General features: G+C 39.3%; 12 protein-coding genes. 2 read left to right on the plus strand and 10 right to left on the minus strand.

Translation table 11 applies throughout. From position 1 onward, the window contains the following. Positions 1-7 precede the first annotated feature (7 nt). Together ACMZOO_RS15845 and ACMZOO_RS15850 are read right to left on the minus strand one after the other, a co-directional pair. Complete coding sequence (locus ACMZOO_RS15845; RefSeq protein ID WP_440904278.1) at positions 8-1,093, minus strand: FecR family protein; 1,086 nt, start codon at positions 1,091-1,093, stop codon at positions 8-10. After that, positions 1,090-1,644 (minus strand): RNA polymerase sigma factor, encoded by a 555-nt coding sequence (locus ACMZOO_RS15850; RefSeq protein ID WP_440904279.1) that lies wholly within the window; start codon positions 1,642-1,644, stop codon positions 1,090-1,092. Before ACMZOO_RS15850 ends, ACMZOO_RS15845 begins: the two co-directional genes overlap by 4 nt. Positions 1,645-1,966: 322 nt before the next feature. Here ACMZOO_RS15850 and ACMZOO_RS15855 point away from each other — a divergent pair, with 322 nt between their 5' ends. Then, positions 1,967-4,873, plus strand: a complete 2,907-nt coding sequence (locus tag ACMZOO_RS15855; RefSeq protein ID WP_440904280.1) for a glycoside hydrolase family 2 TIM barrel-domain containing protein — start codon at positions 1,967-1,969, stop codon at positions 4,871-4,873. Positions 4,874-4,991: 118 nt separating this feature from the next. Here ACMZOO_RS15855 and ACMZOO_RS15860 read toward each other — a convergent pair whose 3' ends face one another. The 7 genes from ACMZOO_RS15860 to ACMZOO_RS15890 form a co-directional block, all read right to left on the minus strand. Then, positions 4,992-6,314: a tetratricopeptide repeat protein gene (locus tag ACMZOO_RS15860; protein ID WP_440904281.1), complete on the minus strand. Its 1,323-nt coding sequence runs from the start codon at positions 6,312-6,314 to the stop codon at positions 4,992-4,994. A gap of 143 nt (positions 6,315-6,457) precedes the next feature. After that, positions 6,458-6,952, minus strand: coding sequence for a hypothetical protein (locus tag ACMZOO_RS15865; protein ID WP_016957166.1), 495 nt, complete (start codon positions 6,950-6,952; stop codon positions 6,458-6,460). Positions 6,953-6,958: 6 nt separating this feature from the next. Continuing rightward, a complete protein-coding gene (locus ACMZOO_RS15870) occupies positions 6,959-7,666 on the minus strand; it encodes an anti-sigma factor family protein (RefSeq protein WP_440904282.1) in 708 nt (235 codons plus the stop codon). Positions 7,667-7,687: 21 nt separating this feature from the next. Next, a complete protein-coding gene (locus tag ACMZOO_RS15875; RefSeq protein ID WP_016957168.1) occupies positions 7,688-8,245 on the minus strand; it encodes an RNA polymerase sigma factor in 558 nt (185 codons plus the stop codon). Between the two features lie 168 nt (positions 8,246-8,413). Further along, positions 8,414-9,748: a xylose isomerase gene (xylA, locus tag ACMZOO_RS15880; protein ID WP_440904283.1), complete on the minus strand. Its 1,335-nt coding sequence runs from the start codon at positions 9,746-9,748 to the stop codon at positions 8,414-8,416. Between the two features lie 38 nt (positions 9,749-9,786). After that, a complete protein-coding gene (locus ACMZOO_RS15885; RefSeq protein WP_440904284.1) occupies positions 9,787-11,277 on the minus strand; it encodes a xylulokinase in 1,491 nt (496 codons plus the stop codon). 294 nt (positions 11,278-11,571) lie between these two features. After that, positions 11,572-11,946 (minus strand): cytochrome b562, encoded by a 375-nt coding sequence (locus ACMZOO_RS15890; protein ID WP_440904285.1) that lies wholly within the window; start codon positions 11,944-11,946, stop codon positions 11,572-11,574. Positions 11,947-12,098: 152 nt separating this feature from the next. On the opposite strand from ACMZOO_RS15890, the gene ACMZOO_RS15895 reads away from it, so the two are divergent. Next, positions 12,099-13,205 (plus strand): lactonase family protein, encoded by a 1,107-nt coding sequence (locus ACMZOO_RS15895; protein WP_440904286.1) that lies wholly within the window; start codon positions 12,099-12,101, stop codon positions 13,203-13,205. A gap of 714 nt (positions 13,206-13,919) precedes the next feature. Here ACMZOO_RS15895 and ACMZOO_RS15900 read toward each other — a convergent pair. Continuing rightward, positions 13,920-14,384, minus strand: coding sequence for an Hsp20 family protein (locus ACMZOO_RS15900; RefSeq protein ID WP_440904287.1), 465 nt, complete (start codon positions 14,382-14,384; stop codon positions 13,920-13,922). Between the last annotated feature and the right edge of the window lie 85 nt (positions 14,385-14,469).

Raw genomic sequence — 14,469 nt, forward strand, 5'->3', positions numbered from 1 at the left:
AGCTTTGCTATTCTTGCCCTTTGGCCGAAATAGTTATGGTGTTCTCAGCGGTTTTTTCAACATTGAGGTTAAAGTTGTACTGCAAACTTTTAAGCCAATTTTCAATGTTGGTTAATTCGAAACGGCCGCCAATTTTGAGTGTTTCAAGCTCTGAGTCTTTAATTTGGATGTTTAGTTCTGTGTAACGTTTAAGCTTTTCTATTACTTGTATAAGTGGTTCACCGGTAAATATTAATTCACCTTTTTGCCATGCACTGGCTTTATTAATTTCTTCTTTAGAAAGCTTAACTAGCGTATTGAGCATATGTTTTTTACTTTGCTCTAAGCTAGTGGTTAAACGCACATTGGTGTAATCACCTGCAGTCATGTAGGTAATATTCTGTATTAGGGGTTGAGTACTGTTGCTTGTTTTAGTTGTGGCTGCGCTTTCTGATAAAGCCACAGCAACTTTGCCTTCAGTAACCAATACATTAAATTGTTTATTATCAATCAGCTCAACATTAAATGCGGTGCCAACCGCCTGTACACGGCCATTTAACGCATGCACATTAAAAGGCCTGCTTTTATCTTTCGCTACATCAAAGTGCACTTCGCCTTTGTGTAACCAAAGATCGCGAGATGTTTCTGAAAACTTCACTTCAATATGGCTGTTTGAATCAATAATAAGCTTAGAGCCATCAAGCAAGTTGACGCTTTGTTGTTCACCTATATTGGTGGCATAACTAGTAGCTGGGTAATGAGTGGTTAGGTTTTGTTGTTCACCAATCCAATAAACACTTAGGCTTAATAGGCATAAACACGCAACCGCATAACCGCTTATTGCTGTCCAAGAAAATTTTAGCCAATTCTTGGGTTTTTGCTGCTTAACTGGTGTTTCATTTAAATCGACCAATTCAGTTAACAAAGTTTGGTGCCAAAATTTGTTTATGCGGTAAATCTCTTGTTTACGCTCTGGGCTTTCGTTTAGCCATGCTGCTAACTGCTGCTTTTCTTGCTGGCTCAGTGGCTCGTCGCCGTCAATTCGAATTATCCAATCCCAAGTTTGCAGTTTTAACTCACTGGCATTTTGAATAACTTGCTCGAATGTACTCATTTGTCATTCCCCGCTAATAAAGTCTGCTTTTCCACGGTTGATACGTTCGTTGTCAGATTAAAACTGCTTAGATATTCATCACAGAATAACCCAGCGAGTTTGAGATTTTTTTCGACTGTACTAACAGAAACACCTAATTTTTCGGCGATTTCTTTGTGTTTAAGCCCATAAACTTTGCGCAAAATTAATGCCTTTTGGCACGCTTCTGGTAATTGTTCGATTGCCTGGCAGTACAAGCGAATGGATTCTTCGGCTTCTTCTTCTGATTCTAACGAGGCGGTTTTTTCGATTGGAATTTCATCTAAATGTTCATCTATATAACCAGTTGCTTGGCGCGCTTTTTTATTTAGCTCATCAATTGCGATGTTTTTAGCTATCTGTACTAAAAAGCCGGTTGGGTTTTTGATGTCGGTTCTATTTTCTATTTGATGTGCTTTTAAATAGACCTCTTGCAAGATGTCATCTACGTCTTGATCTGTGCCAATAAATTTTTTTAGAAAGTTTTTTAAAAAGGCACTTTTTTCGACAAAAATGCGGGAAATCATCGACATCTTGTTATCCAATTTGGCCTAAATAAATACACAACTATAATTATGACGTACCAGATTTGAAAATCCGTAAACGACGTAACTTTAATTCAGGTTAAGTACCTAAATTGAATTAGTAATATCAAAATATTAATTTTACGGGTTTTGTTTAGTAGTTAAGTCATAGTTTCAAGGACAAAAAGATTATTACTTTTTTGGGCAGGCATTGTGCCCAGTTTCTTTATGTACTTGGTTATACACCAAGTATAGACAAAATTAGATTTACTCGTGTAGAGCAGGGCTAATTAGTTTATTTAACACAATAACTATATATGAGGAGTAGGCTATGAGTAGCGTGCCGTTCAAGCACATAACAAAGCGTAGTTGGATACTTGTGTGTTTAGCATTTATAACAGGTTTAATATTTATTGGTTGTGCTTCGAAGCAGCAAGTGGCGGATATTCCAGCTGCCGCACTAACCGAAGTTAAAATGTTAAGTGGTACTGGTAGTGATGATGCCGTTGAATGGGATTTTTACTGCAACAAAGGCAATAACTGTGGCGAATGGACAAAAATTCCAGTGCCATCAAATTGGGAACAACAAGGATTTGGTAATTACGATTATGGCTATATCCCTGAAAAACACGACGAGCAGGGCATATATCGTCGTCAATTTGATGTTCCGGCAGAGTGGCAAGATAGAAGCATAGAAATTGTATTTGATGGTGTTATGACAGATGCAACTGTGTTGGTGAATGGTGAGCAAGTTGGCCCAACGCACCAAGGTGGTTTTTACCGCTTTAGTTTTGACATCACACCTTTTGTAAAAGTTGGCCAACAAAACGAACTCAAAGTAATTGTTGATAAAATGTCTGCCGATAAAAGCATTGAAGCGGCAGAGCGCAATGCTGATTATTGGGTGTTTGGTGGCATATACAGACAAGTATTTTTACAGTCTTTACCAAAAACTCATGTTGATTGGGTTAGCCTTGACGCACAAGCAAGCGGCGAATTTAAAATGGATGTTTATTTAGACGGCTTGGAAAATGCCAATGTTAGTTCGGTAACCGCACAAATTTTAGATTTAGATGGCAAGGCTGTTGGCAAAGAATTTGTTGCCGTAGTTTCAGCAGAAAAAGCAAGGCTTGCTACTCAAATCGATACACCAAAACTTTGGACTGCTGAAACTCCAAATTTGTATCAGGTACAAGTTCAAGTTAAACAGCAAAACCAAATACTGCATACTTTAACCAAAACCTTTGGTTTTAGAACCTTTGAATTAAGACCGCATGATGGCCTATATCTAAATGGTGAAAAAATTATTTTAAAAGGTGTGAACCGCCATAGTTTCCGTCCAGAAACGGGTCGTACTATGACTAAACAAGCCAGTATTGATGATATCAATTTAATTAAAAGCATGAATATGAATGCGGTTCGAATGGCACATTACCCACCAGACGTGCATTTCTTAGAAGCTGCAGATCGTATGGGGATTTATGTGATTAACGAATTGGGCACATGGCAAAAGCCTGTATTGGATACAGCACCAGCTCGTCGTTTAATTGCTCAAATGATTAAACGTGACCAAACACACCCAAGTATATTATTTTGGGCGAATGGTAATGAAGGTGGTTGGAATATAGAAGTGGATGACGACTACGATATTTATGACCTGCAGAAACGTCCGGTACTGCACCCGTGGGAATTATTCCGCAACATAGATACAGACCACTATCCAACTTATTCAGAGCTTTTAGCGAAGAAGCCACAAAACGAAGTGTTTTTCCCGACTGAATTTCTGCATGGTTTATACGACGGTGGCCACGGTGCTGGTTTAAGAGATTTCTGGGACTTTATGATGTCAACACCATTAGGCGCAGGTGGCTTTTTATGGGTAATGGCAGATGAAGGCATTGTTAGAACAGACAAAAATAACATTATAGATACCGATTTTAACCACGCGCCAGATGGCATAGTGGGTCCACACGGACAAAAAGAGGCGAGCTATTTCACCATTAAAGAAATTTGGTCGCCTATTCAAGTGACTAATTTGAAAAATGGTCGCCAACTGCCTGCAAGTTTTAACGGCGAATTACAAGTTAAAAACTTATACGATTTTATTGACCTATCTAGCTTTGCCGTTGAATGGCGCTTGTACAGTCCGGTAACTGCTTTTTCGGCTGAGAAAAAGCTAGTTGCAAATGGTCGTGTATCTCTGCCTGCAACGAAACCAGATGCAACTGGCGCGTTGCAGTTAAACTTACCGGAAAATTGGCAAAAGCAAGGCTGGTTAGAAGTGGAGTTTTTTGATCAAGAAAACAACTCAATTTTGACCAATGCATGGCCGATTCAAACAGCGGCTCAGTTGGCTAAGTTAACTCAACAAGATTTTGTCGCTAAAGCAAGTGGTGCAAAACAAGCTGAAATAGTTGAACAAACTGACAACATATTAAAAGTAACAGCAGCAGATAGAGTTATCACTTTTGATGTTCAAACTGGTTTATTACAGTCGTATAAGAAAGCTAACCAATCCTATGCTTTGACCAATGGTCCTAAGCTATTGCGTTCAGATAATTCCATGAATAAAGGTGTCTACAATGGTAAAGGTACTTGGACAACTCATGATCCAACTGTTGATGGCAAATCTGACAAAGCCACAGAACTCAAAACCAGCTTTGTTGGTTATGATTTAGTTATCGAAGTGGTTAATCCATCCGCAGGTATTACTAAGCTGGTATGGACAGTACATCCGCAAGGTCACTTGTCGATGGATGTAAATTACTGGTTGAATGGTGAATATATTTTACACGGTGTTGGCTTTGACTACCCTAAACAAGCTATTGCTCACAAACGTTGGATGGGCGACGGCCCTTACCGAGTTTGGGCAAACCGTTTAGAAGGTGTCAACTTTTCTGTCTGGGAAAATGACTACAACGAAGGAGTGGCTGGTGAGAAGTGGGAATTCCCTGAGTTTAAAGGTTACTTCTCTGATATTCAGTGGTTAACTTTAGGCCAACAAAACAATGAAATTACCTTCTCAACTGCTACGCCTGATTTGTATGTGCGTGTAATGCAGCCAGATGATGGTCAGCGTCCAGACAATACTTTAAGCTTAAAATTCGATGGTGAAATTAGCTTTTTACACCGTATCAGTGCTATTGGCTCTAAGTTTCATGCTGCACATTATTTAGGCCCGCAAGGTCGACCAGTTTCAGAGCGTGGTATTAGCAATATTAAGCTTACTATTTACTAATTTTTATGTTTTGTCGTAAAAATTAAAGCTGTTTAATCAGGCAGAGTACTTTACTAACAAACCCCAGGGTAGAGTACTTTGTTTGATTATTTTCTCGAACTTCTATGATGAGCTTAGCTTACAAATCAAAACTAACACCAAACATTAATAAGGTTTGTTGGTAGCTGTAGGTTGATGAGTTGGAGTTATTATCGGTCCAGTTTACGTCTAAAAATAGCTGCCAGTTGTTATTTAAGTTGTATTCAGTGCGTTGCGATAAACTGAGTTTATTGTCTTTTCTTAATAATTCACTGCCGTCTGAATATAAGTGTTTGTCGTGGTAATTCGAAGCTTTGTATTGGGCGCTAAAGTTTAATAACCAGTGATTTAATTGGACGTTTTTGTCTATTTTAACTGCGCTGCGGTTGGCTGAATACGAGGTGAAGCTGTCCTCAGTTGTTAAGTCATTTCTATCATCAATTGTGTAGTCTAAGGTTACTTTTAAGCGGTTGTTATACTCGCCTAATTGCCAGCTCACTCTATGTTGCCATGCGTCACCTGCTAGGTAATGGTAACCACTGTTTGCTGCACTGGATTTTTTGTATTGGCTTTCAAACTTAATCACTTGTTGTGTATTTACAGGGTAATAGTAGCCAAGGGTCAAACGTGTATTGTTAAGGTAGGAGTTGCCAGCAATTGATAGTGCTTCGTAGTTTGCGGCTGCGTAAAAATAGTCGTTGTTGTCTGCTTGATTTATGCCAGCAAAGGTAAAGTGTTTAATTGCCACTATACCTATAACTGAAAAATCATAGTCTGAATTATTTTGATATTTACTGTTTAGTAGCAGAGTGTTGATTGACCAAAACTCTTGCGTTTGTTGTTCGCCTATATATCCGGCTGAGACTAAAGCTTCAACTAAGCTATCACTTTTATTGCTGCTTCTTTCAGTGCTGATAGCGACGGCATTATCGTCACTACCAAGCGCGAGTTGTGCGGATAGATACCAAGCTGGGTATGAGTCTTCAGCTTGAGCTGTTTGCTCATTGAGTTGTTGGTCAAATTCAGCAAATTCTAGCTGGTCTAATTGTCGGCTAGCCAGTTGAACAATTTGTTCGTTTTCTCCAAATAAAACTAAGTTTTCAAACAATTCAGTCGCTCGTTCTGTATTGCCAAGTTTTTTATAGGTGACTGCTATGTTGTAGTTTATTAAGTCACTTTCGCCACTTTGTTGTTTTATTTGTTTGAAGCTGGTCTGCGCCTTGTGCCATTGTGCGAGTTTAAATTGGCATACGGCAATATTGTATAGTGTGCTGGCTAATGGATTTTGTTGATAGGCTGATTGATAGTGGGTGAGGGCGCTTTGATAGTCTTGTTGGGCAAAAGCTTGGTGGCCTGCATTTTCATTGGCATAACCTTTTGCCAGACACACAATAATGAGCAATAAAGCACTGATATACTTCATATTGGTTCCTATCTTGGGTTTTACCAACGCCATTGTTAGTTAACCCGTATTATTTGCTTGAGGTGTTGTGGTTAGAGGTAAAAAAGCCTGGCTAAGGCCGAACAAGTTCAACCAAAGCCAAGCTTGCACCTCAAACTGTTTTATTATTCGTCTTTAGCTGCATCACGCTCTTCACGACGCTTTTCTCTTTCGTCTTTGCGCTCTTTACGTTTATCACGAATTTCTTCGCGGATTTTTTCACGCACTTCTTGTTTTTTAGTTTGTAATTGTTCTTTTAAATCATCGTTGTTATCAACATATTCACGAATGGCTTCTCTATTGGCTTGGCGTTTTTCTTTCATTTCAGCGAGTTTCACGGCTAGAGCTTCGTCGTCACCTGCTTCTTTTAACGCTTTTAGCTCTGCGCGATCTGCTTCTCGTTCGGCTTTTTGTGCTTCAAGCTCGGCCTCGGTAACTGCGCCTGATTCCAACATGTGCTCAATTACCAAATTTTGCCCTGGTATATGTAACTTGTGACCTAAACGCACATGCTCTTTGGTTATTTGCATGGTTACATCGTCTAGCGATTCTGCATTAGCACCAAAACAAGTTGCGACAAATAGGGCTGATAACGTAAATTTAATCATTGGGTTTTTCATAATAAATTATCCTAAATTGTTGAAATTATTGGCAGTAGGATTAGTTAGATTAAACACAGAATCCGCTGCACCTTGTTGAGGTGAAACAAGTTTTACTTCGAGCGCAAAGTCCTTTTGTGTATTGTTATTATTAATGTTGGCGATAAATTGAATCGCTTGGTTTAGGTCTATGCCTTCAGGTACTTCAATTGGCAATTGCAATACGTTAGCACCTTGCTTGAGATCTACCGGCCATGACAGACTCGCTAAACCTTCGTAGCCGACCAATTCAATTTCATCTGGTATTTGTAGTTGTAAATCTGCATTTGGCATATCTTCAGGCACGTAAATAATCAGCGATACCTGTGTGGTAAATGGCACTAGGTTGATGTTTTTAGCAATGGGCGCAACAACAGGATCAACTTGCTGCTGATTAAATAAAAATATCGATAAAAACAACACTGACGCTGCAGCAAAGCCTTTTACAAAACCATTATTTCTGTTGGTTGCGGTTTTAATTATCTGTGCTTGGTTTATCAGACGCTGTTTATTCTCTGCGGTTAATTCAGGTGTTTGTAAATTAGCTAATTTTGCTAAATAAGCTTGGTGTTGGCTCAGCATTTGTTGGCAATCAGGACAATTAGTTAAATGTGCGTTTACTTGTTGCTGCTCCAACTCAGTTAAATTGCTGTGGCATACGTCGTTGATATTTTGATGGATAAATTCGCAGTTCATAATTGTTTTCTCACACATTCGTTATACACAATGACGGGATTGGATGTCGGATGGTTGCAAGTTAAATAAAATTTTTAATTTGGCTCGTGCGCGGTGCAAATCCGACTTTAACGTACCGACAGGTTTTTGCATGATTTCGGCAAGCTCAACTAGGGTATAGCCATTAATATCGTGCATGGTTACTAATGCACGTTGGTTTGAATTTAGTTGTGATAATCCGGCTAACACTTGTTTGTGCGTCAGTAATAGCTCTTGATCTGGCGTTATTTGCGTTAGTGGAATTTGTTGTTCGTCATCTAAGCTATCAATCAGCGGGCGGGCTTTTTGCGCACGATATTGATCGACAAATTTGTTGTATAAACAGCGCATTATCCAAGCTTTGGTTTTTTCAGCTTGCTGTAACTTAGTCAGGTTGTGATAAAGATCTGCTAAAACCTCTTGAACCAAGTCTTCAGCGTCTTCGGTTTTGCCTGTGTATTGGTAGGCAACTTTAAACATTAAGTCTAAATAGGGCGTGACAATTTGTTCAAAGCTTTGTTTGTTGGTTTTGCCAAATAGCAGTGATACAACCTTGTTCATATTCGCTACAACTGCAAGTTTTATAAGAATTATAAACCTATAACGTAGCTGAGATAAAAAGGTTGCAAAAAAAGTGAATTTTTTTTCAGAAAAAAACGAAACCCACATCATCCGTGTATATGGGTTTCGCACGGGCTAGTCATGAAAGACTACAACAAGGAAATGAAACTAGATGTATTGATTGATGATGTTTTCGAACAATTCTTGTTTACCTGAAATTTGCTCTGGCTCGCCTACAGCTGTACCAATTTCAGCTAGCTGTTGGATAGTGAGTTTGCCATCAACAAAGTCTTTACCTTGGCCAGACTCGAAAGTCTCGTAACGCTTGTTACGTAATTCAGTGTACTTAGATTTAGTGATGATTTGATCAGCGACGATTAGTGAACGTGCAAACGTGTCCATACCACCAATGTGACCTAAGAAGATATCTTCCATATCTGTTGATTCACGACGAGTTTTAGCGTCAAAGTTAACACCACCACCTTGTAAACCACCAGCTTCTAAGAATACCAACATAGCTTCAACTGTTTCGTTGATATTGTTCGGGAATTGGTCTGTATCCCAGCTGTTTTGGTAATCACCACGGTTAGCATCGATAGAGCCTAAAATGTTGTTATCAGCTGCTACTTGTAACTCGTGTTGGAAAGTATGGCTTGCCAGTGTTGCATGGTTAACTTCAATGTTTACTTTGAAGTCGTCTGTGCTTAAACCGTACTTTTGTAAGAAACCAGCTACAGTTGCTGTATCAAAGTCGTATTGATGTTTAGTTGGTTCCATTGGTTTAGGTTCAATGAAGAAAGTACCATTCCAACCTTGGCTACGCATGTAGTCTTTAGCCATATGTAACCAACGTGCAAAGTTTTCTTGCTCGCGTTGCATCTTAGTATTCAATAAAGTGATGTAACCTTCACGACCACCCCAGAATACATAGTTTTCGCCGTTTAGCTTCATTGTAGCGTCCATCGCTATTTTAAGCTGAGCACCGGCACGCGCTAACGTAGGGAAGTGTGGGTTAGTACCAGCACCATTCATATATCTTGGGTTAGAGAATAGGTTTGATGTACCCCAAAGCAATTTAACGCCTGATGCTTTTTGTTTTTCTAACGCGATATCTGTGATGAATTGAATTTTTTCTTCAAATTCACTGACTGTTGAGTTCTCTTCGTCGATTAAATCAGTATCGTGGAAACAGTAGTAAGGCAAACCCATTTTTGTAAAGAATTCAAAAGCGGCATCCATTTTATCTGCTGCGCGTTGTTTGGCTGAATTAGCATCGTTCCAAGCAAAACGTTGTGGGCCTGGGCCAAATGGGTCATGGCCTTGGCCACAGAAAGTGTGCCAGTAACAACCTGCAAAACGTAACCACTCTTTCATGGTTTTGCCTGCAACTATGCGGTTTTCGTCGTACCATTTAAACGCAAATGGGTTGTCTGAATCACGACCTTCAAATTCTATTTTGCCAACTGTTGGGAAAAATTCTTTATCACCTAAGATAATACTCATGCTTGTGACCTCATTAGTTTCGGAACTTAAGTTCTAGGTTAAATTGATTGCTGTAAGAGTTGTTGCCAGTTGTGGTAGGCATTTGCATATGCGTCTACCTTGGCGGCTTCTGGCTCGTATTGAGCACATAACTCTAAGCCTTTAAACATTTCGGCTCGGTTGCTGTAGTAACCAAGTCCAAATCCTGCACCGCGCGCTGCGCCTTCGGCACCGTCGGTTTGGTATAATTCGACTGTGGTTTGGCAGCTGTTGACAAAAGCTTCGACAAAAATCGGGCTTAAAAACATATTGCCTTTGCCTGCGCGAATAACTTGGCTACTCACGCCCATATCTTTTAAAACGTCAAAACCATATTTAAGTGCGAACACTATGCCTTCTTGTGCTGCTCGCACCATATGGCCTAATTGATGGCGGTTAAAATCTAAATTTTGGATATGGCCACCAATATTCTTATTTTGTAATACGCGCTCAGCACCATTGCCAAAAGGCAACATGCTTAAGCCGTCAGAGCCTATTGCGACATCTTTGGCTAATTCATTTAAATGTGGGTAGTCAACTTGTTGACCTTGAACTGACACAATTGAACGCAACCAGCTAAATAAACGACCCGTGCCATTTACACACAACAATACGCCGTTAGCATTGTTGTCTGTGGTACTGGACACGTGTTGGAAGGTATTAACCCGTGATTGCTCGTCGTATACGTTTTTATCTGTTACAGCGTATATAACGCCTGACGTGCCGGCTGTTGCGGCCACTTCACCTGCTTGCATTACATTTAATGACAATGCGTTGTTTGGCTGATCGCCACCGCGGTAAGTAATTTTAATACCAGCGCGCAAACCAAGCTCTTTGGCTGCTTGTTGGCTAACTGTGCATTGTTCACCAAATGACGGGACTAAAGTTGGAATTAAGCTTTGTTCAAAACCATAATGCTTGATGATGTCGGTGGCGACTTGGTTATTTTCAAAATCCCACAGTACACCCTCACTTAAACCGGAAGAGGTTGTGGTTACATCACCAGAAAGTTTCATTGCGATGTAATCGCCCGGCAGCATTATTTTGTCAATTTGCTGATAAAGCTCAGGTTGGTTTTCTTTAACCCACTTTAATTTTGATGCGGTAAAGTTACCCGGTGAATTTAAAAACTGTTGTAAACATTTTTGCTGACCCAGTTGATTGAAAGCTTGCTCGCCAATTTCAACCGCGCGGCTGTCACACCAAATAATCGCTGGGCGAACCACTTGTTGGTTTTTGTCAACACAGACTAAACCATGCATTTGATATGAAATGCCAATAGCTTCAATTTTTTGTGCGTCAACTTGTTCAAGGGCAAATAATTCAGCACAGGCTTGTTTAACACACTCCCACCAAGTTTCAGGTTGCTGTTCGGCAAACCCTGCTTGTGGAGCTGTAATTGCTAATTCGCTTTTTGGGTAATGGGTAGAGGCAAGGCTTTTACCTGTAGCTGCATCTAAAATTGATGCTTTGGTTGATGAGCTGCCTATATCTAAACCTAAAAAGTACATAACCACTTAACCTATTCAAATTTACAAGCGCGTCGCTGCGCTACGGTTGTTAACTTGACAATAAGTTTATGGGGAGGACGAAAAAGCGACAAGTATCAAAATTTATTGTTTTAGTATGAAATTTTGTTTTTGCTGTTTTAATACGAATTTTATTGGGCTGTAGGCGTTTTTGCTATGCGGATTGTGAAAAAATATCGACGTTTTAACACAATTTTGCGCGAAGGTTTTTACTAAGGTTTTGCAGGAATAAAACGCTTGGTTGCAAAAAAGCTTTGCAACCAAGATCAGTGTTTTTTAGTGCTCTTCAACACCTAAAAGCTCATGATATTCTTCTTCTAAATCATGTAATGCTTTTAATTGAGGTTTGATATTTTCAATATTGCCTTGTTCTAATGCGGCTTTTACTGCTTGAACTTCGCTCAAGAGCTTATCTATGCCTTCATCAAAAGTCGCTTGATCTTCAGGTTTTACTTGTTGTTTTTGTACCATTAATACGTGTTGTTCGAATTCAGCGATAAGTTGCTTTTTATCCGCTAAAGTTTCAGCTTGGCGTAAAGCTTTGAAACTTTTGCCCATTGATTCCATACCTTCGTGGATTGGATTTGGTTTGCTACAGCCGATTAACAGCGCAGAAGTTAATACAGCGGTGAAGAATATTTTAGTTTTCATTTCGTGGCTTCCGTTATTATTGTTGGTTTAACTCTAGACTTTATCGTACTTGAGTGCAATATCTGACGATTTATTAGTTGCACAATGAAAACGTTTTATGCGTTAATTGTCGGCGCTTTATTCACAAAATAACGATATTTATAATACATACTATGAAAACTTTATTTAACACATGGAAAAAAACTTCAATTGCATTAACTGTTACTGGTGCAATTGTTATGCAGGCATCCGCTGCGGCAGCTGACTATTTTATTTTGGGGGCAGATCCTGAAAAGAATAGCGGCGTGTATCAATTAACAATTGATTCTTATGCGGATAAAAAATACCAAATTGAGCAATTAATCGCGACGCAAGACCCGTCGTATATAGCTATCAGCAATGACTACAAAGCTTTAGTTGCAGTTAACGAAGAGCCAAACTCTGGAGCATTTGCCTATAGTTATCAAGCTGGTAATTGGTCTGCAGCTGCTTCAATTGAAGGTTTGGGTGATTATCCTTGCCACATTAGTTGGAACCAAAACACTAACTTAGTGAGTGTTGCAACTTATGTATCACCAAATTACTCTATTTTAGATTTTGATGGTAAAAACTTTAGTTTATCTGGGCAGATCATTAATAGTGGTAAAGGCCCGCATGAGCGCCAAGATGCACCTCATCCGCATTGGATGGGCTGGTCACCTGAAGGTAAATTTTTATATGGCGTTGATTTAGGTACGGATAGCATTTTTCAATTTAGTCCGAAAAATGGTGTTTGGATGTCAACTGTGGCGGCTAAATTACAAGCAGGTGATGGCCCTCGTCATTTAGCTTTTCACCCAACTAAAAATTATGCTTATGTGTTAAATGAGTTGTCAAATACTTTGGTTGCGTATCAGCAGTCTGGTGTGGATGGTTCATTAACGCAAATTCAGCGTATTAATACTTTGTCGACCGATAAAAAATCGCAAGCTGCGGCCATTCGTTTATCGGCTGATGGTAAGTTTATTTATTTGACTAACCGTGGTGAAAACTCCATTGCGGTATTTAAAGTATTAACTTCTGGTAAAGTTGAGTTGGTGCAGCACATTAGTACTAATGGTAACTGGCCGCGTGATTTTAACTTTAGTTACGATCAAGCTCATTTATTGGTTGCTAATCGTTTGAGCAATAATATTGCTGTATATAGTCGTGATAAAAACACGGGTAAATTAACAGACTTAGGTTTTGAGATTAAAGCTGAGAATGTCAAGTTTGTGCAGGGCGTACCGGCGGGATATTAATTGCTTAGTTAAGCCGAGTTTTGTGCTCGGCTTAACCGCTTGCCATCTAGCTGATATTTCGAGGTGCTTGTGTAAGGTGGCATAGAATATCGAAGCCAAATGGAGTATTCCTCACAAAAACGCTGCAAGGCCGTCCTTGGCGCGCTCCCATAAAATATCCCTATTTTATGAAGTTTTGTTCGCAACACATCCATTCACCTTCTTGGCTATTATATCGCTATCGTAAGTTGCTCTGTCGCCTCAATGTTATGTGGCACAGATATAGACAAACATAATAACCATCAATAATCATCGGAAATTGTCATGCAGGATATGAGCTAGATTGATGTTGGTTTTAGAGTATGTAACTCATGCCAGCTTTAGAAGAGGTGTTTTTCTCTTTGCGCCCGTTTAGCCTCATTTTTTGACTTTGGTTTGTTATAAATTATAGATCTGCTAGCGATACAAAATTTAAAAATGCTAGAGCAATAACTTAGAGCAAAATCTCTTTTTCAGGGATGAAAAAGCGAAGCGTACAGGGATTGTATTTACAGCGTTTTTGCGAAAGTTATGCTCTAGTGTTTTTGCAGGCAACTCTGATTGAAAATGCTTAATAGAATTGTGAAGTCGGGAATGTAACCGTAGGTCCTAATGAGTCATACCCATAAATGAAACTAAAAAGCGCGGTATAAACCGCGCTTTATCAAAGGTTGTTGAGTGTTAAATAAGGAAAAACTATTTGTTTTCTAACAACTCACCAGCTGATTTTTTATTACCAATTGGAATGGTTTTAGGTTTAAGTGCTTCTGGCACTTCACGATATAAATCAATGTGTAATAAACCATTATCCATATCTGCACCACTTACTTTAATGTGGTCGCTCAATTGGAATTTTCTTTCGAAATTACGCTCAGAAATACCTTTATAAATAAAACGTTTTTCGTCTTCGTTTTGTTGAGCATTGCTTTCTTTACGCCCTGTAACAGTCAGCGTATTATTTTCTAGGTTAATCTCAAGCTCGTTATCAGCGAAGCCTGCTACGGCAAGGGTGATACGGTATTTGTCTTCTGCAGTAAGTTCGATATTGTAAGGTGGATAGCCTGCTGATTTGTCAGAGCGTGCAGCAGAGTCCATTAAATTTGCTAAGTGGTCAAAACCAATAAATGAACGGTATAGTGGAGTAAAGTCTAAAGTTTTCATAATCATATCCTCGCTATTAAGCAATATGGTAAAGTTTAGTTTTTGTCCCTTCCTCACTATTGAGCGAAGCGACTGTTTGGTTAGA

Source organism: Catenovulum sp. SX2, from assembly GCF_052056295.1.
Lineage (GTDB): Bacteria > Pseudomonadota > Gammaproteobacteria > Enterobacterales > Alteromonadaceae > Catenovulum.